At 43.1% G+C, this 22,029-nt stretch carries 21 protein-coding genes; 13 read left to right on the forward strand and 8 right to left on the reverse strand.

All coding sequences use genetic code 11. The annotated features are described in order from the left end of the window. On the forward strand, positions 1-568 hold a 568-nt coding region (locus Q0192_RS16645), incomplete at its 5' end, for a prolyl oligopeptidase family serine peptidase (RefSeq protein WP_299291221.1). 118 nt (positions 569-686) lie between these two features. On the opposite strand, the gene Q0192_RS16650 is transcribed toward Q0192_RS16645, so the two are convergent. Next, entirely contained in the window at positions 687-1,058 is a 372-nt protein-coding gene (locus tag Q0192_RS16650; RefSeq protein WP_299291223.1) for a DMT family protein, read from the reverse strand. 309 nt (positions 1,059-1,367) lie between these two features. On the opposite strand from Q0192_RS16650, the gene Q0192_RS16655 reads away from it, so the two are divergent. From Q0192_RS16655 to Q0192_RS16675, 5 genes are all read left to right on the forward strand, one after another. Continuing rightward, a complete protein-coding gene (locus tag Q0192_RS16655; RefSeq protein ID WP_299291225.1) occupies positions 1,368-2,594 on the forward strand; it encodes a glycoside hydrolase family 5 protein in 1,227 nt (408 codons plus the stop codon). A gap of 150 nt (positions 2,595-2,744) precedes the next feature. After that, positions 2,745-4,622 carry a glycosyltransferase family 2 protein gene (locus Q0192_RS16660; protein WP_299291227.1) on the forward strand — a complete coding sequence of 626 codons (1,878 nt, stop codon included), beginning with the start codon at positions 2,745-2,747 and terminating at the stop codon, positions 4,620-4,622. A gap of 42 nt (positions 4,623-4,664) precedes the next feature. Next, positions 4,665-5,111, forward strand: a complete 447-nt coding sequence (locus Q0192_RS16665) for a YbhB/YbcL family Raf kinase inhibitor-like protein (protein WP_299291229.1) — start codon at positions 4,665-4,667, stop codon at positions 5,109-5,111. Between the two features lie 27 nt (positions 5,112-5,138). Continuing rightward, complete coding sequence (locus Q0192_RS16670) at positions 5,139-6,269, forward strand: glycosyltransferase family 9 protein (RefSeq protein ID WP_299291231.1); 1,131 nt, start codon at positions 5,139-5,141, stop codon at positions 6,267-6,269. After that, entirely contained in the window at positions 6,266-7,066 is an 801-nt protein-coding gene (locus Q0192_RS16675) for a glycosyltransferase family A protein (RefSeq protein WP_299291235.1), read from the forward strand. Before Q0192_RS16670 ends, Q0192_RS16675 begins: the two co-directional genes overlap by 4 nt. Positions 7,067-7,295: 229 nt before the next feature. Here the strand turns inward: Q0192_RS16675 and rfaE2 are convergent, their stop codons facing one another. The 4 genes from rfaE2 to Q0192_RS16695 all read right to left on the reverse strand — a co-directional run bounded on the left by rfaE2 (position 7,296) and on the right by Q0192_RS16695 (position 11,322). Next, a complete protein-coding gene (gene rfaE2, locus Q0192_RS16680) occupies positions 7,296-8,783 on the reverse strand; it encodes a D-glycero-beta-D-manno-heptose 1-phosphate adenylyltransferase (protein WP_299291237.1) in 1,488 nt (495 codons plus the stop codon). Between the two features lie 90 nt (positions 8,784-8,873). Then, positions 8,874-9,599 carry an SDR family oxidoreductase gene (locus Q0192_RS16685; protein WP_299291238.1) on the reverse strand — a complete coding sequence of 242 codons (726 nt, stop codon included), beginning with the start codon at positions 9,597-9,599 and terminating at the stop codon, positions 8,874-8,876. 59 nt (positions 9,600-9,658) lie between these two features. Continuing rightward, on the reverse strand, positions 9,659-10,657 hold the full coding sequence (locus tag Q0192_RS16690; protein WP_299291240.1) for a glycosyltransferase family 4 protein: 999 nt from the start codon (positions 10,655-10,657) through the stop codon (positions 9,659-9,661). 209 nt (positions 10,658-10,866) lie between these two features. Then, the gene (locus tag Q0192_RS16695; RefSeq protein ID WP_299291242.1) at positions 10,867-11,322 is read right to left on the reverse strand and encodes a PA2169 family four-helix-bundle protein; all 456 of its coding nucleotides are present in this window, start codon (positions 11,320-11,322) and stop codon (positions 10,867-10,869) included. A 226-nt stretch (positions 11,323-11,548) separates the two neighbouring features. Here Q0192_RS16695 and kaiC point away from each other — a divergent pair, with 226 nt between their 5' ends. The 4 genes from kaiC to Q0192_RS16715 are packed head-to-tail and all read left to right on the forward strand — an operon-like array spanning position 11,549 to position 15,582. Beyond that, complete coding sequence (kaiC, locus tag Q0192_RS16700) at positions 11,549-13,261, forward strand: circadian clock protein KaiC (RefSeq protein WP_299291244.1); 1,713 nt, start codon at positions 11,549-11,551, stop codon at positions 13,259-13,261. Positions 13,262-13,285: 24 nt separating this feature from the next. Then, positions 13,286-13,588, forward strand: coding sequence for a circadian clock KaiB family protein (locus tag Q0192_RS16705; protein WP_299291246.1), 303 nt, complete (start codon positions 13,286-13,288; stop codon positions 13,586-13,588). Continuing rightward, the gene (locus Q0192_RS16710) at positions 13,585-13,917 is read left to right on the forward strand and encodes a circadian clock KaiB family protein (protein ID WP_299291248.1); all 333 of its coding nucleotides are present in this window, start codon (positions 13,585-13,587) and stop codon (positions 13,915-13,917) included. The genes Q0192_RS16705 and Q0192_RS16710 overlap by 4 nt, the downstream gene beginning before the upstream one ends. Before the next feature lie 3 nt (positions 13,918-13,920). Continuing rightward, on the forward strand, positions 13,921-15,582 hold the full coding sequence (locus Q0192_RS16715) for an ATP-binding protein (protein WP_299291250.1): 1,662 nt from the start codon (positions 13,921-13,923) through the stop codon (positions 15,580-15,582). 50 nt (positions 15,583-15,632) lie between these two features. Here the strand turns inward: Q0192_RS16715 and Q0192_RS16720 are convergent, their stop codons facing one another. After that, the gene (locus tag Q0192_RS16720; protein ID WP_299291253.1) at positions 15,633-16,676 is read right to left on the reverse strand and encodes a nitronate monooxygenase; all 1,044 of its coding nucleotides are present in this window, start codon (positions 16,674-16,676) and stop codon (positions 15,633-15,635) included. Positions 16,677-17,164: 488 nt separating this feature from the next. Between Q0192_RS16720 and Q0192_RS16725 the strand changes: the two genes are divergently transcribed. Further along, entirely contained in the window at positions 17,165-17,434 is a 270-nt protein-coding gene (locus tag Q0192_RS16725) for a hypothetical protein (protein ID WP_299291256.1), read from the forward strand. A 66-nt stretch (positions 17,435-17,500) separates the two neighbouring features. Next, on the forward strand, positions 17,501-18,499 hold the full coding sequence (locus Q0192_RS16730) for an SDR family oxidoreductase (RefSeq protein WP_299291258.1): 999 nt from the start codon (positions 17,501-17,503) through the stop codon (positions 18,497-18,499). 90 nt (positions 18,500-18,589) lie between these two features. Here the strand turns inward: Q0192_RS16730 and Q0192_RS16735 are convergent, their stop codons facing one another. Then, entirely contained in the window at positions 18,590-18,781 is a 192-nt protein-coding gene (locus Q0192_RS16735; RefSeq protein WP_299291260.1) for a hypothetical protein, read from the reverse strand. A 260-nt stretch (positions 18,782-19,041) separates the two neighbouring features. Next, positions 19,042-19,437, reverse strand: coding sequence for a heme-binding protein (locus Q0192_RS16740; RefSeq protein WP_299291262.1), 396 nt, complete (start codon positions 19,435-19,437; stop codon positions 19,042-19,044). Positions 19,438-19,607: 170 nt separating this feature from the next. Here Q0192_RS16740 and Q0192_RS16745 point away from each other — a divergent pair, with 170 nt between their 5' ends. Beyond that, on the forward strand, positions 19,608-21,968 hold the full coding sequence (locus tag Q0192_RS16745; RefSeq protein WP_299291264.1) for a GH92 family glycosyl hydrolase: 2,361 nt from the start codon (positions 19,608-19,610) through the stop codon (positions 21,966-21,968). Positions 21,969-22,029 lie beyond the last annotated feature (61 nt).

Below are 22,029 nucleotides of genomic sequence, written 5' to 3' on the forward strand. Positions count from 1 at the left end.
CGATATGAGTTACGGCAATATGTCCGAAAATACCTTGCCCGACCAGGTTACCGGCATCCAACAATTGGCGCAAAAATATCCTTATTTGGATTTAAACAAAGTTGGGATCTGGGGACATTCGGGCGGTGGTTTTGCAACGGCTACGGCTATGTTCCGCTATCCGGATTTCTTTAAAGTCGGCATTTCAGAATCTGGCAACCACGACAACCGTAATTATGAGGACGACTGGGGCGAACGCTACGACGGTTTAGCGGTCAATTCGGATTATGCTGCCCACGCCAACGAAACCTACGCCAAAAACCTGAAAGGTAAACTGCTGCTGGCCCACGGTTTAATGGACGACAACGTGCCGCCAAGTAACACAATGCTGGTTGTTAATGCGTTGATCAAGGCCAATAAAGATTTTGATTTGGTGGTTTTCCCAAACAGCAGGCACGGTTACGGCGAGTTTTCCAACTACATGACACGCCGCCGTTGGGATTACTTTGTGAAAAATTTATTGGGTGCTACACCTCCGCAGCAATACGAGTTAAAAAGCAAGGCAGATCCAAGAAATGTTGGGCAGTAAAATCAGAAGGATAAAATTGATTTAGGAAAAATGCACATGCTTCTTTTACCACTATATTTTTAGTGTTGAAGAAGCATTAATCTGTGAAATCAATTTCCAATCCTTAAATCCAAAATAATCACCACTTTTTAAAAATCACAAATACCGCGGCCACAATCAAACCAAAACCAACCAAATGGTTCCAGCCCAGCTTCTCGGTTTTAAAAAACAGCAACGTAAAAATCATGAAAACGGTAAGCGTAATGGCTTCCTGGATGGTTTTAAGCTGGACCAAATTAAACGGGCCGCCATTTTCTTTAAAACCACCTTCGTTGGCTGGCACCTGAAACAGATATTCAAAAAAAGCCAGGCCCCAACTGATAACGATGATAGCAAACAAACCCAAATTTTTGCCCCAGGAGTAGTCTTTAAATTTGAGGTGGCCGTACCAGGCAAACGTCATGAAGGTGTTGGAGATGAACAGGAACAGGATTGTTTTTAAGCCGCGCATATATGGTTAAATAATGTGATTAGCAATCAAGGCATTTTTGATGATACTTTGTTTACCACTAATTTTTGATGGTTTTGTTTTTAGCAAAGTCGTTACAAGTTACCCGTTTTGGCGTTTGCTGGTTTTTTGATTTTTGCCGATGCTGTTTTTACCGGCAAAAAATCAGTGTTTTCTTTATCGCTCAAAAAGTGCAATTTGTTAAATAAGTTGCACCTTTAAAAATGTTTTCCGAGCATATCAATTTTTATAAACAGTTTTATTATTTATCAAACAGCACCGGTTTATGCTGCTTTATTAAATTAAAATATAATGCGTAATTTCCTATCTTTTCTGCTGGTTTTCAGCTTTGCTTCATTTGGTTTAAAAACAAATGCACAACAAAAATTTATCACCGTAAAAGGAAAAGAAATTATAGATGCCAATGGCAAACCAATGCTGATCAAAGGCACCAACTTGGGCAATTGGATGGTGCCCGAAGGCTACATGTTTAAGTTTAAAGATGTTTCTTCGCCGCGGTTGATTAACGAAGCGATTACAGAAGCCATCGGCCCGGATAAAACAAAAGATTTTTGGGAGAAATATTTAAACAGCTACGTTACCGAAGCCGACATCCATTACCTAAAAAGTACGGGCATGAATTGTATTCGTGTTCCGTTCAATTATAGGCTTTTTACCAACGAAACTTATCTTGGCGCAACCGATGAAAACCGTGGTTTTGCTTTGTTGGATAAGTTGATTGGCTGGAGCAAAAAGGAAGGTTTGTATTTGATTTTGGATATGCACGCCGCGCCAGGCGGACAAACCGGCGACAACATTGCGGATGATTACGGCTATCCGTTTTTGTTTGAAAGCGAAGTAAGTCAGGATTTGACCATCAGCATCTGGAAAAAAATTGCCGCACGTTACAAAAACGAACCGATTGTGATGGGCTACGATTTGCTGAACGAACCGATTGCCCATTATTTTGATACCGCTAAATTAAATCCGCTCCTCGAACCGCTTTATAAAAAAATTACTTCGGCCATTCGTACCGTTGATAAAAACCATTTGATCTTTTTGGGCGGTGCGCAGTGGGACGGTAATTTCTCCGTTTTCGGGCCGTCGTTTGACAGCAAATTGGTTTACACTTTCCATACCTATTGGACGGATGTGAAGCAGGAAGTGATCCAGAAATACATTGATTTCCGCAACAAAAACAACGTACCCATTTACATTGGCGAAACCGGCGAAAACAACGACGAATGGATCAAAGGCTTTCGCGAGTTGCTGGAAAAAAACAACATCGGCTGGAACTATTGGCCTTACAAAAAAATGGATGCTAAAAGCAGTATCGTGCAGTTTAAGCAACCGGCCGGTTACGATTCGCTCATCGTTTATACGCAAAAACCGCGCACAACTTTTGCCGAAATCCGTAAAGCTGCGCCTGCAAACCGGGCTTTGATTGAGCAAGCCTTAAACGATTTATTGAAGAATTGTTTGTTTGAAAACTGTACGCCAAATGCAGGTTATATTAGTGGTTTGGGGTTGAAGGAATAATTCGGGTTAATATTTGGGCTAAAGCCAAAACCATAAAGCACAAACTTTTACTGCATAAAAGAAGCATTAAAATAAAAAATACAACATCGAATTAAACCTAACTATCCCACAAGCACAAACATTTAAACATAAATTGTAGTTTAGCAAACCATGAGTGAAAATGACGCTAAACGAAGCATTACCGTTTTGATGCCGGTTTACAATCAGGCCCGTTTTATTGCCCGCGCTATCGAAAGCCTTCTGCGCCAAACTTTTACCGATTGGCAACTGGTGATTATCAATGATGGCTCGACCGATGATTTGCAAAATATTATCGCTCCTTATCTCGCCGATCATCGCTTGAATTATTTTGAAAACGAAGAAAATATCGGTCTCGGCGCTGCTTTAAACATCGGTTTGGCAAAAGCGCAACATCATTTAATTGCTTATTTGCCTGCCGATGATGTTTATTACAAAGAGCATTTGCAATCGTTAGTGGATAAACTCAACGAAAACCCGGAGGCTGTTCTGGCTTTTTCCGGGATCCGCCATCATTACAATCGAACTATAACCGGAAAATTGGAAGGTTTCTGGCTGCAGTTGGTGCAATGCCTTCACCGCAAAACCGAAGACCGCTGGATGGAACGCCGGGAATTGGTTACCGATGATTTAGACCGCATGTTTTGGAATAAATTAGCCGCAAAAGGAGCATTTGTTGGAACAGAAAAAGTTAGTTGCGAGTGGGTTGACCATCCGCAGCAGCGTTACAAAATCATTCAGGAACCCATTGGCGGCATCAACCCTTACAAACTCTATTACAATGTAAAACACCCGTTGCGTTTCCATACCACGGTGGGAAATTTTATTGATGAAGCCGATTATTACCAGCCTTTTCAGCAAAAACGTGCTGATGCTTCTTTTACCGGCCTAAAAATAGTGTTGGTTGGCGAGCTGGCTTACAACTCCGAACGCGTGATGGCGCTGGAAGAGCAAGGTCACAAACTATACGGTTTGTGGATGCGCGATCCGTATTGGTACAACACGGTTGGCCCGCTTCCTTTTGGCAACGTGCAGGACATTCCATACGAAAACTGGCAGCAAACTTTGGCCGAAATTAAGCCGGATATCATTTACGCACTGCTCAACTGGCAGGCCGTTCCGATTGCTCACAAAGTTTTAATGGCGAATACAGGCGTTCCTTTTGTCTGGAATTTTAAAGAAGGGCCGTTCATCTGTCTGGAAAAGGGTACTTGGCCACAGTTGATGGATTTGTACACTAAATCCGACGGCCAGATTTATACCAGCCCCGAAATGCGCGATTGGTTTTTACAATTTCTGCCCAAAACTTCTGCCGAAACCGCTTTGGTTTTAGACGGAGATTTGCCAAAAAAAGAATGGTTTAAAGAAGAATTATCGCCGCGGCTTTCGGAGCAAGACGGCGAATTGCATACGGTTGTTCCGGGCCGGCCAATTGGTTTGCATCCGCATACGGTTGTTAAACTGGCGGAATACAAAATCCACGTCCATTTTTATGGCGATTTCACGCACGGGCAATGGAAAGAGTGGATTATCAAAACCCAAAAAATGGCGCCCGGCTTTCTGCACATCCATCCAAACGTAACGCAGCACCATTGGGTAAAAGAGTTTTCGCAATACGATGCCGGCTGGCTGCATTTCTTCAAAAGTGAGAACAACGGCGAACTGATGCGCGCCAACTGGGACGACCTCAATTATCCGGCGCGAATGGCCACTTTAGCTACGGCCGGTTTGCCCATGTTGCAGCGCGATAATTTCGGCCATATCGTGGCCACGCAATCCATCATCCAAAACCTGGATTTGGGTTTGTTTTTTGATACGGCGGAGGAACTGAGCAAACAACTGCGCAACCAGGAGTTAATGCAGCAACTGCGGCAAAACGTTTGGCAAAAGCGGCTATTGTTTTCGTTTGATACGCATGTGGACGAACTCATCGGTTTTTTCAAAAAAGTAATCGCCAACAAAAAACTGGAGGTGATTAATGAAACCGCCAGCACTATTTTTCACACTTAAAACAAATTTATAACCTCAATTTTATCCCTATAAAAGAAGCATATGATCTTAAAAAGCATTTTCGAACCGAACCAGGAATTTCCAGAATTATTTACCTGCCTGAGCGAAAACATCAACCCGCCTTTGTATTTCCACGACGTTCCCGTAGGAACTAAAAGCCTGATTTTGAGTTTGGAAGACACCAATGCAACGCCCATTCCATGGATTCACTGGCTGCTGTTCAACATCCCGCCAACGGTAACCGAAATCAAACAAAACGAAATTCCCGAAGGTGCAACCGAAGGTTTGGCCAACAACAAAAGCTTTGGTTACGAAGGCCCTTGTCCGAAATATTTCTCCGGCACGCACACTTATTTATTTACCTTGACAGCGTTGGATACCGTTTTGGATATCCCAAAAGCATCCGACAAAACCGTGGTAGAAAAAGCTGCGGAAGGACACATTCTGGCTAAAACTGAACTGGTTGGTTTGTGCATATCCAACAAATAAATACCGATAAAAGAAGCATCCACAAAATTGGAAACCGTTAAAAAAATAGCCATTGTAAGGGCCAACGCGCTGGGCGATTTTATTTTTGTTTTGCCGGCGATACGCGCTTTAAAAGAAACTTTTCCGGGTGTCGAAATTGTGTATTTTGGCAAAGCCTGGCACCAGGAGTTTTTGGAAAAAAGGCCGGGTTTGATTGATCGCGTGATTGTTGTTCCGCCTTATCCCGGCGTTGGCGCAGCTTATGATTACCAGCGGGACGAAGCGCAGTTAGACCAGTTTTTTGCCGAAATGCAAGCCGAAGATTTTGATCTGGCGTTTCAGTTTCATGGCGGTGGCGGCAATTCCAACCCGTTTACCAAACGTTTGGGCGCTAAAAAAAGCATTGGTTTGCAGGCTGCAGGTGCGCCGCCGTTAGACGTAAACGTGCCGTATATCATGTACTTTGCCGAGCCGTTGCGATACTTGGAAGTCGTATCAAAAGCCGGTGCAAAAACAGCCCGGTTTGAGCCGGAGTTTGAATCCATTCCTTCTGATCTGGACGAAATTGCAGCTTTAATTCCTGATTATCAGCAAAAAAAACTCATCGTAATTCATCCCGGTGCTACGGATTTACGCCGTCGCTGGTCGCCCCAAAACTTTGCTGCCGTTGCTGATTTTTTGATCGAAACCGGTTTTACCGTCATCATTACCGGGAGCGATTGGGAACGGGAAGTAACCAATGCCGTGATAAAAAACAGGACACAAGAACAGCAGGTAATTGATTTCTGCGGAAAAATATCGCTGGCCGGTTTAACCGGATTGCTGTCTGTTTCTAAACTGTTGATTTCTAACGATACCGGCCCGTTGCATTTGGCGCGCGCATTAAAAACGCCAACCGTAGCCACATATTGGTGCGGCAACGTCATCACCAGTCCACCGTTTACCTTAACCACCAACCGCACATTGTTGTCCTGGATGATCATTTGCCCAATTTGCGGCAAAAACATCACCGGCCCTGATTCCGGAAAAAAAGATACGGATTGCAACCACGAAGTTTCTTTTGTAGATGGCATCACGGTTGAACAAGTAAAAATAGCAGCGTTTGATTTGCTGAAAGAAACCAATAGTTGGCCGCAAGAAGCCGAGGCATTGTCCGTATCATCAAGCAATTATATATGAAAGTATCTGTTTTAATCCCAACCTATAACCGGCTTACGGCTTTGGTGGCCACTTTAACTGCTTTAACTGCACAAGATTTTAAAGATTTTGAAGTGGTGGTTGCAGATCAAAGCGATCATTTTACCGGAAACGACGGCGTGATCCAAACGCTGCAACGGATTTTCGACTTGCACCAAACGCCTTTAACCATCAAACAAAACCTGCCAAAAAAAGGCATTGCGCAGCAGCGGCAGTTTTTGCTGAACCAGAGTTCGGGCGAATATTCGCTTTATCTGGACGATGATATTATTTTGGAACCGGATGTGATCGGAAGAATGGTAAAAGCGCTGGACGAAGAAAATGCCGGATTTGTTGGGATGATGCCGATTGGTTTGAGTTACCGCGATGATTTCCGCCCGCACCAGCAGCAGATTGAGTTCTGGAAAGAAGCAGTTCAACCAGAAAATATTCAACCCAACACGCCCGAATGGAAACGGCACCACGTGCATAGTGCCGCCAATATTATGCACGTTGGCCAGGAATTAAACATCAAACCGGAAAATCAGCAGAAATATAAAATTGCCTGGGTTGGCGGTTGTATTTTGTACGATACGCAAAAACTGCGTGAAAACGGCGGCTTTACTTTTTGGGAACAACTGCCCGAAGAACATTGCGGCGAGGAAGTTTACATCCAGCAAAAACTGATGCGGAAATATGGCGGTTTTGGATTGCTGCCTTCCGGTGGTTACCATTTGGAATTGCCCACCACTTTGGTTAATAGGGAAGTGAACGCGCCAGAGTTTTTTCGATCAGAATAAATGCTTCTTTTAGCACTATAATTTTTATGTGCTAAAAGAAGCATGATTTTTTTATAATGGAGGTAATAAACGTGAAAGGTAGTCACCCAGGAGCGGTGGGAGGAATGCCGCCCGGAGGCGATCCGGCATTCTTGATTTTTTGGTTCTTTTTTATCAAGAAAAAAGAACGTACAAGAAAACTACTTTGATGAAAGTTCCTCTTGCATCGAGATGGCAAAGCGACAAAAAACTAACTCACCTTCAACAGCTTCGCATCCGCATTGATTTTTTTGATCATGTTGGTGGTTGAGTGATCGGGCACTAAAGGAATAAAAGCAACTTGTCCGCCAACTTCTTCTACCACTTTGGCTTCGGGCAGGTTTTGTAGGTTGTAATCGCCGCCTTTGATGTAGTATTGGGGTTTTGCTGCGCGGATCAAAGCGGAAGGCGTATCATCTTCCGCAGAACCAAACGGAACAATATGGTCAATCGAACTTAAACCCGAAAGTACCAAAACGCGATCGCTCAATTCATTAATTGGCCGGGTTGATCCTTTTAACCGGCGAATACTGTCATCGTTGTTCAAACCAACGATCAAAACATCGCCATAATTTTTAGACTGGTTGAGGTAACTCACGTGACCGGAATGCAAAATATCAAAGCAGCCGTTGGTAAACACCAGATTTTTGCCTTGCTGATGGTAAAATTTGCAAAGCTCTTCCAGTTCCTGCGTATCAGAAACGTATTTGTTTTGGGTAGAGAAAAACGCTTTCAACTCCGAAAAGTAGCAAGGCGCCGTCGTTGTTTTACGAATGGCAACCGTTGCTGCGGCAGTGGCCAGTTCGGCAGCCTGAATACTGTCAGCACCAGAACATTGTGCCAAAGTAAACGTGCTGATAAAAGTATCACCGGCACCAACAACATGCGGCGTTTCCACGGCATAAGCAGGCGTGTGGTGAATGTATTCCCCTTTTTCAAACAGCATCGAACCTTCTTCATCCAAGGTTAGGGTGATATGTTCGGCACCGGTAAGCCGGTATAAAGTTGGGCCGTAATTTTTTAATTGTTCAACCCGGTTGCTGCTAATTGATTGCAGGTTTAGCAAACTGATTGCTTCAACATAATTCGGTTTTACAACAGAAGGCTGCAACGGCGTAAACAAAGGCAGGTTTTTAGAATCCAACGCTAAATACGCAGGAGATTGCTGCTGAATTTGCTGCAAAAACTCAATTAAAGCAGGTGTAAATAAACCGGCTTTGTAATCGCCCAAAACCACGGCATCAAACTGATGGTAATGGTTTTGCAAATACTGAAATATCTTTTGCTCAGAATCAGCAGAAGGCGGGTTTTGAGAACCGCAATCAAAGCGGCTCAACAATTGTCCGTTAGAAACCAAGCGAGTTTTGGTAACTGTTGTCCTGAAAGGTTCCCGAACAATCGCATCACAATTAATTCCCGCCTTTTCCATAAAGTTGCAGGCTTTGTCGCCATCTTTATCATCACCGGCAATGGCCAAAAAGCTTACTTGTGCGCCCAAAGCTTTTAAATTGATCGCTGCGTTTGCTGCTCCGCCCGGAATTTCTTCGCGGCCGGAAATGGTAACCACCGGCACAGGCCCTTCCGGCGAAAGCCGGAAACTTTCGCCTTTTAGGTAAATATCCATTACCAAATCACCAATTACCAACACTTTTAATTGGTTAAAGTAATTCATAGTTTCCTCGTGCCTGCTCTTCGTCATACTGTTTTTATCGGTAGTTTTTTTAAGTTGATAATAAAAAAAGGGTGGTAAAAGAAGCATGACAATCCATACTTCTTTTACCGCCTAAATTTATGGCCAGCTTGTCTCCATTAAAGGAAGGATTAAAATTTCGGGAACAACAGTATCGGTATCATCCTCAATGATATAACGGATTTTGGTAGCCACGTTTTTTGGATCCTGTAAATTTTGTGGCGGGATATCCGGGAAACGATCCAGCAAGAAAGGTGTGCTCATGCCGCCGGCAATAATGGCGGTAACTTTTACATTTACTTTGCGGGCTTCTGTAAACAAAGCATGACTAAAGCCGCGCAAACCCCATTTAGAAGCGTGGTAAACAGAAGCTTCCGTCCAGGCGCGCAAAGAAGCTGTGCTAACAATATTGATAATATTGCCGGATTTTTGTTCGGACATTACCTCCAAACCAAATTTCGACATTAAAAACGGCCCGCGTAAGTTTACGGCAAAAGCGGCATCCCACTCAGAAACAGAAAGTTCCAGGATGGATTTGGTAAAATCAATACCGGCATTGTTTACCAGGATATCCAATTTGCCGTATTCGCTTTTAATTTTAGCAATCGTTTCTTTAACAGATTGTTCGCTGCTCACATCCAGGCGCATGGCAACTGCTTTGCCGCCTTTTTCAGTGATGGTTTTAACGGTTCCGGCTGCTTTTTCTTCCTGGATGTCGCCTGCAATAACTGTTGCACCGGCTTCGGCCAACTGGTAGCAAATTTGCTGCCCCAGCCCTTGCGCACCGCCGCTGATTAAGGCAACCTTGCCTTGTAATTTTTCCATTTTTTGAGTTGATTTTATATTAAATTTTGATGCTGTAAAAGTAACAAGCAATGCTTCTTTTACAATACTATTTTTGATGGTTGGTTTTTGCTGATGGCTTGGTTAAAAACACGCAGCCAATCGGCATTAAATCGTTTGATATCAAAACGTTTTTTGGCCATTGCTTGTCCGGCCGCGCCAATTTGTTTTGCCTTTTCGGGGTTGGCCAGCAAATCTTTCATGGCGTTGATGAGGTAATTAATATCAGTATGGATAATTCCGGTTTCTCCGTTTTTGATGACGGAAGCCAATTCTGTGGTGGCTAAACCAACCACCGGAATGCCCATCACCATCGCTTCGCAAACGGCCAAACCCAAACTTGTAAAACGGATCGGGTTGAAAAAGAAACGGTAACGGCTCAAAAATTCCGGCAGTTCCGGGTGCAGCACTTCGCCTAAACCTAACCTTTCGGCGCCCATTCCCACCAAATCTATCGGAACATGTTTTTGCACTTCCAAAAAAACATCCAGCCCCAACCGCCGTCCTCTTCTTTCAATGTTGTTGATCACCACAATGCCTCTTTCCAACTCACTGGAATAAGGAACGGTGCGCACTTCAACGCCATGTTCAATCACGGTAAAAGGCAGGTTGTTGTTGTCCCACATCAAACTGTTAAAATGGGTAACGTGGACCAAAGAAATGCGGCTATCGGTAACAATGTGTTTGGTATAAGGCGTAACGTCTTGCGGCGGGTCGTGCTCCAGATAAATTTTGGGCAGTTCGCGTTGTTCGGCCGAAAGCGTTTCGTATTGGTTTTCTAAATAATTTGTTTTGGTTTGAAAAAGGATGCAGTCCAGTTCCAGGTTTTTTACTTCCTGCTCGTCAACTTCGTGCACATTTTCCCCAAAGGGAAACGTGGTTCCGCGGCCAACATAACCTGGTTTTGGTTCTTTGCTTATTGGGATATAGATTTCGTAATCGCCTAAAGACAAGTAATATAAGTAAGTGCCGTGGATGTGCCAGGTGAAAATTTTAACACGTTTACCAGGGTTTTGACCATTAACAAAAGGCAATTGCATAGCGCAGGGACAAAGTTTTTTTGATTTTTAAATTAAAACCAAACCGTAAGCGTTTTGCTGAATTTGGTTTTTGAGGCCGAAAGATAAAGGTTTTTGCTTGGTAATGCTTCTTTTATCGCCCTAAAATTGAAAAGGCAGCCAAAAAAAGCAGGCATAAAAAAAGCATTGCCGGTAGCAGCAATGCTTTTTTTATCGGCCAAAAATTGGTCTTAGCTGAATTGTGATTTTAAAGATTCGATCTGGTTCAAATCCTGCTGGATGCCGTTGCGTTGTTTTTGCAACAAAGCTAAATGGTCGGCATGATCTGTATAATCTGCAATAAAACCATCATATTTTTCGATGGCCGATTTTTCGCCGGTTTCGATCGCTTCCAAAATAGATTTGTTGTTGTTGCCGGTAAAAGCTTGTTTGATATCAATCCAACCACGGTGTACTGCGCCTAACAAGCCACCGCTTTCGTTATCGTCTTCGTTGCCGCCGTGTACTTTAATGTGGGCTTTCAGTTCGGCAGCATAAGCAGCACGTTCTATAGAATCTTTTTCAAAGATGGCTTTCAGTTCTAAAGAATCTGTTGTTTCTGCGGCAGAATCATAGCCTTTTTTGCCATCGTTAAGGATGTTTACCAAGCTGTTTAAATCGCTGATTATTTCATCGTTCGTTTTCATTGGATATATCTGTTTTTATGTTGAAAAAGTAAAAGGCGTAACCAATCGGTTTTGTTTTCGTAAATCAGTATTAAAAGTTAAAAAGTAGTTCCCAGGCTTTAAAAAGCCCTATTTTATGCCGGTAAAAGAAGTATCGTGGAAATTATCAAGGCTGGCATTTTGGTTTTTCAGAATTTTGCTACCTTTAAAACCATTTCTGTAAAATCAATCATTTCTTTAAAATAGAATGTTTAATCAAAACCAATTTAGTACTACCCAAACTTTACCCAAAGCACCAACCGGAATAACCGGATTGGACGACATCACCGGCGGCGGCATACCGAAAGGAAGGCCAACACTTATTTGCGGCGAAGCCGGCTCGGGCAAAACACTTTTTTCTGTTGAGTTTATTATTCGCGGCGCAATGGAATTTAACGAGCCGGGCGTTTTTATGTCTTTTGAAGAAAAGGCAGAAGAGCTGGCCATGAACGTTACTTCTTTAGGCTTCGATTTGCAACAGTTGCAAGCCGAAAAAAAGATCAGGATAGACCATGTACACATTGAGCGCAGTGAAATTGAAGAAACCGGCGAATACGATCTGGATGGTTTATTTATCCGTTTGGGTTACGCCATTGACAGCATTGGCGCCAAACGTGTAGTTTTAGATACGATTGAAAACCTGTTCTCCGGCTTATCCAACCCCAGTATTTTACGGGCCGAACTGCGCCGCCTTTTTCAATGGTTAAAAGAAAAAGGCGTAACGGCCATCATCACCGGCGAAAAAGGAGACGGAACGTTAACACGTCAGGGTTTAGAAGAATATGTTTCTGATTGTGTGATCTTGCTGGACCATCGCGTTAGCAACCAGATTTCTACCCGAAGGTTAAGGATTGTTAAATACCGCGGCACTTTACATGGCACCAATGAATATCCGTTTTTAATTGACGAGGAAGGCATTTCTGTTTTACCGATAACAGCGCTTAAATTAAACAAAGAGGTTTCTTCGGAAAGGATTTCTTCCGGAATCCCGCAGTTGGACGATATGCTTGGCGGACAAGGTTTTTTCTGTGGCAGCAGCATTTTGGTTTCCGGAACGGCCGGAACCGGTAAAACCAGTATTGCCAGTTATTTTGCCAACGAAACCTGCAAGCGCGGCGACAAGTGTATTTATTTTGCTTTTGAGGAATCGCCAAGCCAGATCATGCGAAATATGCTTTCCATCGGTTTGGACTTGCAAAAATATGTAGATAGCGGTTTGCTTCATTTCCGTGCTTCGCGCCCAACTTTAAACGGCTTGGAAATGCATTTGCTGGCCATCCACAAAGAAATTAAAAAACTCAAACCACAAGTTGTCATCCTGGACCCGATCACCAACCTGGTTACAGTTGGTTCGGTAAGCGAAGTAAAATCTATGCTGATCCGGCTGATCGATTTTTTACAAGAAGAGCAAATTACCGTGATGTTTACCGCGCTTACTTTAAATACGGTGGTAAATGAGCAAACAGATGAAGGCGTTTCTTCGTTAGTAGATGCCTGGATGCTGGTGCGCGATATTGAATTTAACGGCGAACGCAACCGGGGTTTGTACATGATGAAATCCAGGGGGATGAGACATTCCAACCAGGTACGCGAGTTTGTGATCAACGATAAAGGGCTGGATCTGATCAATGTTTATCTGGGCCCGGATGGGGTTTTGACCGGTTCGGCCCGCGAAACGCACCAGATGAACGAAGAAACAGGCAAAGTGATCTATAACCACGGTTTAAGCCGGAAAGACCGGGAAATTGAGCGGAAACGAAAAGCTTTGGAAGCTAAGATTGCTACGTTGCAAAGCGAATTTGAATCGGCAGAAGAAGAACTGAACAGGATGTATGTGGAAGAAGAACTGGTAAAAGCCGTAGCCGAAAAAACACGCCGGGAAATGACCAAGATGCGCGGTGGTAACGATACTGAAATATGAACGATAAAAGAAGCACCGATTAAAATGCAGGAAACAAGAGAAGATACTTGGGAATTGAGGCTTTACGTTGCCGGAAAAACGGTTAAATCTGTTACGGCATTAAAAAACCTGAAGCGTTATTGCGAAGAGCATTTGCAGGGAAAATACGAGATCGAAGTGATTGATTTGCTCGAACAGCCGCAGCTTGCCGAAGGCGACCAGATTTTTGCCATCCCAACGCTGGTGCGAAAATTTCCGGAACCGATACGCAAAATTATTGGAGACCTATCCAACGAAGAAAAAGTACTGGTTGGCTTAAATATCAGGCCGGTAAAAGCAGTATTATGAGTTTCCAGAACCAGGATCCTCAAACAAACGGGCAGTCGGACAATGAAGAACCCGTGCATTACCAGCTCAAATTATTTGTAACCGGCGCATCGCCTAATTCGTTACGTGCAATTATAAACACCAAAGAATTTTGTGAACATTATCTGAAAAACCAGTACGATCTCGAAATTATAGATGTTTACCAACAACCTTTGATTGCCCAAGCCGAACAAATAATTGCTTTGCCCATGTTGATAAAAAAGTTTCCGCTACCTGTAAGAAGGTTGATAGGCGATATGTCTGACACTAAAAAAGTGTTGAAAGGCCTGGAATTAGAAAACGCCGGTTAAAAAATGTCAACAGTGTTAACCAACCAGGAACTGCTCAGCCAAAACCAGGAACTGCAGCGGCAATTAGACGAGGCCAACGATACCATTGAAGCCATCCGTACCGGCCAGGTTGATGCTTTGATCGTGAAAGCAGGCGGCGGGCACGAAGTTTATACACTAAAAAGCGCCGACCAGACTTATCGTGTTTTCATCGAAAAAATGGCCGAAGGCGCCGTAACGCTGGATGAGAAAGGCATCGTTTTATACAGCAATTTGCGTTTTGCATTGATGCTGAACTTGCCGCTCGAAAAAGTGATTGGCGCAAAGTTTGAAACCTTTGTTCCGGCTGCTTTTCGGGAGGGGTTTTTGTACTTGATGCAAAGAGGCTGGATGGCAGAAACCAAAGGCGAGATCAGCCTGAGCAATGTTTACCAGCAGGAAATACCGTTTTTGCTTTCGCTTAACACCTTGCCGCTAAATGGAGAAGCAACTTTAAGCATCATCTTAACCGATCTTACTTTACAAAAAGAAACAGAACACCGGTTAAAACTGCAAAATGAGCAGCTAAAAGAAGCACGGCAAAATGCAGATAACCTAAACAACGAACTGGAAAACATCGTTCAGGAACGCACCAAAGACCTGTTTATGAGCCAGGAGCATTTTAAGTTTCTGGCCGATAACATTCCGGTTATTGTTTGGACGGCCTATCCAGATGGCAGCACCGACTATTTTAACAAACGCTGGTGCCAATATACAGGTCTTACCGTGAAGCAGTCCATTGATTGGGGCTGGCAGCACGTGATCCACCCAGACGATTTGGAAAAAACGATCCAAGTTTGGAAAAAGTCAGTAGAAACCGGCCAGCCTTATGAAATCGAATACCGATTTAAAGGTGCCGAAAACGGACAGTACCGCTGGCATTTGGGCCACGCCATTCCGTTTAAAGACGAAAGCGGGCAAATCATCAAATGGTTTGGCACCGGTACGGATATTGAAGACCAAAAAAAGGAGATGGAGAAGCGCGACGAGTTTATCAGCATAGCCAGCCACGAGCTTAAAACACCATTAACCAGTGCCAAAGGTTATATCCAATTGATTGAGGCTTATCAAAAAGAAGTTTTGCCGGTTACCGTAAAAACCTTTGTAAAAAAAGCAAACGACTCTTTAAACAAGCTTCAAACTTTGGTGAACGATCTGCTGGATGTAAGCAAGATCCAAGCCGGCAAATTAGAGTTCGGCGTTGAAAGATTAAACCTTGGCAATTTAATCATTACTTGTGTTGAAAATGCCACGCACATTTATCCCAAATCGCTTATTGTCAATTGTTATACCGGTGATTTTATCGTTACCGGAAATTTTGAACGGTTGGAACAAGTGTTGATGAACCTGATTAGCAACGCGGTAAAATATTCTAACAATGATCATCCGATCGATATCAATGCCGAACAGCGGAACGGTTACGTCAACGTTTCGGTAACTGATCGCGGCATTGGCTTAACTGAACCGCAGATGGCACGTATTTTTGAACGCTTTTACCGGGTAGAAGACAAAAAGTATTTAACCAGCGGTTTGGGCATGGGCTTGTACATTTCTTCGGAAATTATCAAAGCGCATGGCGGCTTTATGTCGGTAAAAAGTGTATTTAATGAAGGTTCTACGTTCAATTTCAACCTGCCTTTAATTTAACTTTTTAGGCCGATGCTTCTTTTATGCCCATAAAATTGATGTCCTGCTTTTTATATCATATCTATCAAACTGGCAATAATTTGATGGGTACTGCCCCGCGTGCTCTTTCCGGCAGACTGCCCGGCCCACAAAGCAATAAAATCTTTAATTTGATGGGTATGGGCATGGGACCGAACTAAACTCATTAATTGGTTTTGAAAAGTATAATAAGGAATTGATAGATTTTTTGCCTCCATCCGCTGCATAAACTCATTCTGTATGCCCCGAGCCCATTTTCCGGAAAAGGCACGGGTGAGTACTGTAGATGTATCCTGAGCATGCAGTACTGCTTCCTTATAAGCCTCACTTGCAGCGCTTTCGTTAGCAGTAATAAACAAGCTTCCGATTTGTACACCGGAGGCCCCAAGAGCAAAAGCTGCTTTTATTGTCCGGGCATTATAAATGCCCCCTGCTGCCAGTATTGGCAAGCCTACCTCATCGGCCACTTGCGGTAACAGGGAAAATAGCCCTATTTGGGGCAAAGAATGATCAGGTAAAAAGCTACCTCTATGGCCGCCTGCTTCTATGCCTTGTACCGTTAAACTGTCAACACCAGACTGCGCCAATGCCTTTGCTTCAGCCACACTTGTTGCGGTACCTATGAGAATGGTGCCTTTTTCCTTTAAAGTCGAAACAGCTTCGGCCTTTAACCGGCCAAATGTAAAACTTACTATCGGAATGGTTTCCTTTAATATAACCTCAATTAAATCTTCATAATAATAAAAGCGAAACGTGTCTATATCTTGCCGTTTGTAAGGGATATCAAAGTTAAAGCAGAGTTCAGCAAGAAAGTCCTGCATGAGTGCCGTTTCCTCTTTATTTACTTCACCGGCCGGTGCATGTGCAAACAGGTTAACTGCAAACGGGCGATTTGTTAGTGCTTTGGTAGCATGGATAAGCTCGCGCGTTCGGTCGGGAGACAAGCCGCCAACAGGCAATGACCCTAAAGCTCCGGCATTAGAAACAGCGGCGACCATGGCAGGTGTGGTAACGCCCAGCATAGGTGCCTGTACAATTGGATGGCCGATATTTAAAAGTTTTTTTAAATCTTGCATAGCTAAACGTTTAAACTCATTGCAAGGTAGCTTTTCATAATAAATGATGGTGCAAAACTATATTTAGTTGCATCAAAAAAATAGAGCCAAAGAGACACAAAGTTTTAACAAGATTTCTGTTTCAATGGATAACATAGAGAACAACTTTGATTGAAGAAGAGCTGTTTTTTGTAAACAGTAAATTTTGTATTTGTGATAATAAGCATATACGTAACGGTATGGACTGTTAAGCAAACAACCTTTTTTTTAAAGCCTGTTTAAATTTTGTCCTACTTATTTTCCGTACTTCTTTTACCGCCTAAAAATCATTGTTTTTTTATAATGTTTATAAGGTGCAATATCTAAACACAGAATTTATGTGCATAAAAGAAGCACTGTAAATTTTTGCGATAGAAATTTCAACAGACTTTTATTATTCCATCAAAATTGAAACTGCGCCAAACTTTCTGAACTGTTCATCTCTTTAATAACAAATAAAAATTAAAGTGATGAATGTGTATCAGCAAAAATGGGTCGAGTTATTTCAAGGCGCGCATATCCCCAACTGGCAGATCAAAGCCAGCGGAGATGATATCGAAATCCGGGTTCCGGCCGGTGTGGATTTAAAAATTGTGCGCGATAATTTCCCGGAAACGGTTGCGGCCATGTCGCTTGATATTACGGTTCCGAAAGAAAGGCTGAAGTTTGTTTTGCACAACGGCCACGCCAACACCGAATATATTTTAAACCCAACCGATGCCGATTTGAACAGGGCATAACCCGCGTTTCGAATGCTTCTTTTATCGGCATAAATTCATTTTGTCAAGCAAAAAAAATTAAAGTTTATGAGCAGCTTTTTCAAAAAAACCAATAAAACACCTTTAAACCAGCAAGTTGTAGTGATAACTGGCGCCTCAAGCGGCGTTGGCCGTGCCACAGCTTTAGAGTTTGCGCGTTACCGTGCTACCATCATTTTGGCCGCACGGCAGGAAAACGCTTTGCAGGAAGTGGCCGATATTTGTAACCATTTGGGCGCAAAAGCACTGGCCGTTCCAACCGATGTTACCGATGCCGCAAGCGTTCAAAAATTGGCCGAAGCAGCCGTAGCTTTTGGCGGAAAAATAGATGTTTGGGTAAACATTGCCGGCGTAGCCATTATGGGCGAATTTAACGCCGTTCCGCTGGCAGAACACGAGCAGGTAATCCGTACCAATTTGCTGGGTTATATTTATGGCGCTTACTCCGTTTTGCCTTATTTTAAACAGCAAAAATCAGGAACGATCATCAACATGAATTCGGTTGGCGGCTGGGTGGCTTCTCCTTATGCCGTGGGTTACAGCGTGAGTAAATTTGGCGCCAAAGGTTACAGCGAGGCTTTGCGCGGCGAGCTGTACCGTTTTCCGGATATCCATATTTGCGATGTTTTTCCTGCTTTCTTAGATACGCCCGGAACAAAACATGCCGGAAATTACATTGGTAAAGTTTTAAAACCTGTTCCGCCGGTTTATCCGGCCACGCGTGTGGCAAGTGCCATTGTAAAGCTAGCCATACATCCGCAAGATTCGGTTTTAATTGGTGCGATGGCTTATCTGGTTAAGCTAAGCAACATTTTTCTGCCAGGTTTAGCAGAGTGGGGAATAGCGAAAGGATTGGAAACTTATTTAAAAGTGGGCGATGAGGCGCCCATAACTTCGGGCAATATTTTGCACCCAACCGGCACTTATAACCAAATTTCGGGCGGCTTTACCCAAAAAACGTATACGCAAAAAAGAGTGAACAAAACACTTGGCGTAGCCGGCGCGGCACTGGCGTTATTGTATGTTGTAAATAAAATACGAAAGTAAATTGTGTTATGCAATGCTTCTTTTACCGGCAATAATTTTGTCTGGTAAAAGAAGCATTGCCGGTTTTTATTTAAAAAAACTGCTCTCGGTTTAGCCAAAATTCCGGAAAAAGCTTTTGATTAAGGTTACCTGTGTTAAATTGATCAGGTGCGGATGCTTGGAATTCAAAATGAGTAACGCAGCCAAAAAAATAAGGCCGGCAAAAGCAAAAGCAGAAACCGCCATGATAAACCTTTGATGGTCCGTTTCTTTGTTCATCCGGTCTATTAGTTCATCTTTCATAATCCTGTTGTTTAAATCCTTAAACGCTTTTTTTTACGTTTAAAATTTAACAAAGTTCAAATTTTTATCAAAGATACAACAAATTATTATTTATGTTAGCAAATCCTTAAGAAAGGGTTTGTTTTGTTGAAGGAATAGAAATTTAATCAAAAATAAAAATCAATATTTAAGGCGGTAAAAACAGTATTGGCATTAATTTCAAAACAAAAAGCGGCCCCGTATTCATTCGGAGCCGCTTTCTTCGATATCAGGGTTTCGCTTTAAAATGCAGCTGCGCCAGCTTCCGCAACGCTCTGGTCCTGCTCTCCGGAACCGCCGCTTACGCCAATTGCGCCAACTACCTGGCCGTCTTTTTTAAGCGGGATGCCGCCTGCAAAAATCATCACTTTGCCATCGTTGGAAGCGTGGATCCCAAAAAACTGCTGGCCGGATTGTGAGTTTGCGGCCAAATCTTTCGTGCTAATATCAAATGCACGCGAAGTAAATGCTTTCTTGATAGAAATATCAATACTGCCCAGCCATGCGCCATCCATACGCACATGCGCAATCAAATTTCCGCCGGCATCGGCTACGGCAATGTTCATCGGTTGGCCAATTTCCTGTGCCTTTGCTTCGGCAGCAGCTATAATTTTTCGGGCATCGTTTAAGGTGATCATACTGTTTTTAGGGTTAGTTTTTTAGCTTTTTTAAAGGCCTGTTCTGTTACTTAATCAGCAAACCCAAATGGTTGATGAAAGTTTTCTGTTTGGCGGTAAAATTAATATCCGCAGAAAAGCCTTTGATAAGCAAAATATATACTTAGTTTTAGCATAAAAATATTTCTGTAATGCTAAGCGTTTCGTTCCGTATCAAAAATTATCCCTATAAAAACAGTATCAAACCTTTGTTAAAATCAGCCCTGATTGTGCTGCTTGGCACTTCTGCAAATGCTTCTTTTAGCCAGCAAAAATTAGTGCCAAACTTAGTTCAATATGTCAAACCGATCATTGGTACGCAACGGATGGGCCATACTTATCCCGGCGCCACGGTTCCTTTCGGCATGGTGCAGTTGAGCCCGGAAACGGATACGGTCAGCTACGAGCAAAACGGCAAATATAATCCCGATGTTTATAAATATTGTGCTGGTTATCAATACGATGACAAAACAATAACCGGTTTCAGCCACACGCATTTCAGCGGAACTGGCCATTCTGATTTGGGCGATTTTTTGATAATGCCAACGGTTGGCCAGCTTAAACTAAATCCGGGAACAGCTACTCAACCTCGAAGTGGTTACCGCTCCAGTTTTTCCCATGCAAACGAAGTATCGGCGGCAAATTATTACAAAGTGAAGCTGGATGATTATAACATCACGGCCGAAATGACCACCAGCACGCGCGTTGGTTTCCATCAATATACTTTCCCAAAATCAGATCAGGCGCATATCATTTTGGATTTGATGGCCGGGATTTATAATTACGAGGACAAAAACGTGTGGACTTATCTGCACGTGGTAAACGATACTTTGGTTACCGGTTACCGCCAAACCAACGGCTGGGCCAAAAACCGTACGTTGTATTTTGCCATGAAGTTTTCTAAGCCCTTTATCGCCTATGGCAACCGCAATTATTCTAAAAAAGAGGTTTACAGGGGATTTTGGGGGAAATTTAACCAAAGCAAAAACTTCCCGGAAATTGCTGCACAAAAGCTTCGGGCGTATTTTGATTTTAAAACAGAAGCAGGCGAGAAGATCAAAATTAAATTTGCTTTGTCGCCGGTAAGCATGGAAGGCGCGTTGAACAATATGCAAACCGAAATTCCGGGTTGGGATTTTAATGCGGTAAAAGAAGCAGGGCAGCAGCTTTGGGAAAAAGAACTTTCTAAAATTACGATTCAATCTAAAAGCATCGCCGAAAAACAAAACTTTTATACGGCTATGTACCACGCCATGATCAACCCAACGATTTATATGGACGCGGATGGCAAGTATAAAGGTTTAGACCAAAACGTGCACCAGGCCGATGGCTTTACCAATTACACCACGTTTTCTTTGTGGGACACTTACCGTGCCTTGCACCCGCTTTTCAATATCATCGAGCCAAAAAGAAATGATGATATGATCAAATCTATACTGGCACATTACGAACAAAGCCCGGAACACATGCTGCCCGTTTGGTCCAATTCCGGCAACGAAAACTGGTGCATGTCCGGTTATCATGCTGTTGCCGTTATTGCCGATGCCGTGATCAAAGGCAATGCTTCTTTTAACACACAAAAAGCGTTGGAAGCTTGTGTTGCCACGGCCAGAAAGCGTGATTATGAAGGCATCGGCGAATACATGGACAGAGGTTTTATCCCGAATGACAAAAGCGGCGTTTCGGTTTCTTCTACTTTGGAATACGCGTATGACGATTGGGCGATTGCACAAATGGCCAAAAAGCTGAACCAAACGGATATTTACAACGAGTTTATCAAACGGTCAGAAAATTATAAAAACGTGTATGATGCTTCGGTTGGTTTTATGCGGTCGAAGTTGGAGAATAGCACTTTCCGCAAAAACTTTGATGCTCTTTCCACTAATAACCAGGGTTTTATCGAAGGCAATTCCTGGAACTATACTTTCTTTGTTCCGCAAGATCCAAAAGCATTGATCCAATTGATGGGCGGCAACAAGCGTTTTATTTCCCGCCTGGATTCTTTGTTTACCATGGATTTGCCCGATAAATATTTTGCCGAAACAGAAGATATTACGCGCGACGGTATCATCGGCAATTATGTGCATGGCAACGAGCCTTCACACCATGTGGCCTACTTGTATAACTGGACCGACCAGCCTTGGAAAACGCAGGAACGCATCCGCATGATTTTGCCAAAAATGTACAAACCAACGCCCGATGGTTTGGGCGGCAACGACGATACCGGGCAAATGAGTGCCTGGTACATTTTTAGTTCGATTGGTTTTTATCCGGTTGCGCCCGGTTCAGATCTGTATTCGTTGGGAAGCCCGGCTGTTGATGGTGCTACAATCCAACTGGCAAACAATAAAACTTTTGCCATCGAAACAAAAAATCAAAGCGATAAAAATGTGTATGTAAAAGAAGCATTGCTGAACGGAAAAAAGCTTGACCGCAATTACATCACGCACCAGGAAATCATCAGCGGCGGCAAGCTTGTTTTTGTAATGAGCAATAAACCAGCGCACTTATAACACACTGTTTTTATGCCGGTAAAAACAGTATCGGAAAGATGCAGTATCACTTTATTGTTCT

Origin of the sequence: uncultured Mucilaginibacter sp., assembly GCF_937859865.1 — a bacterium.
GTDB lineage: Bacteria > Bacteroidota > Bacteroidia > Sphingobacteriales > Sphingobacteriaceae > Mucilaginibacter_A.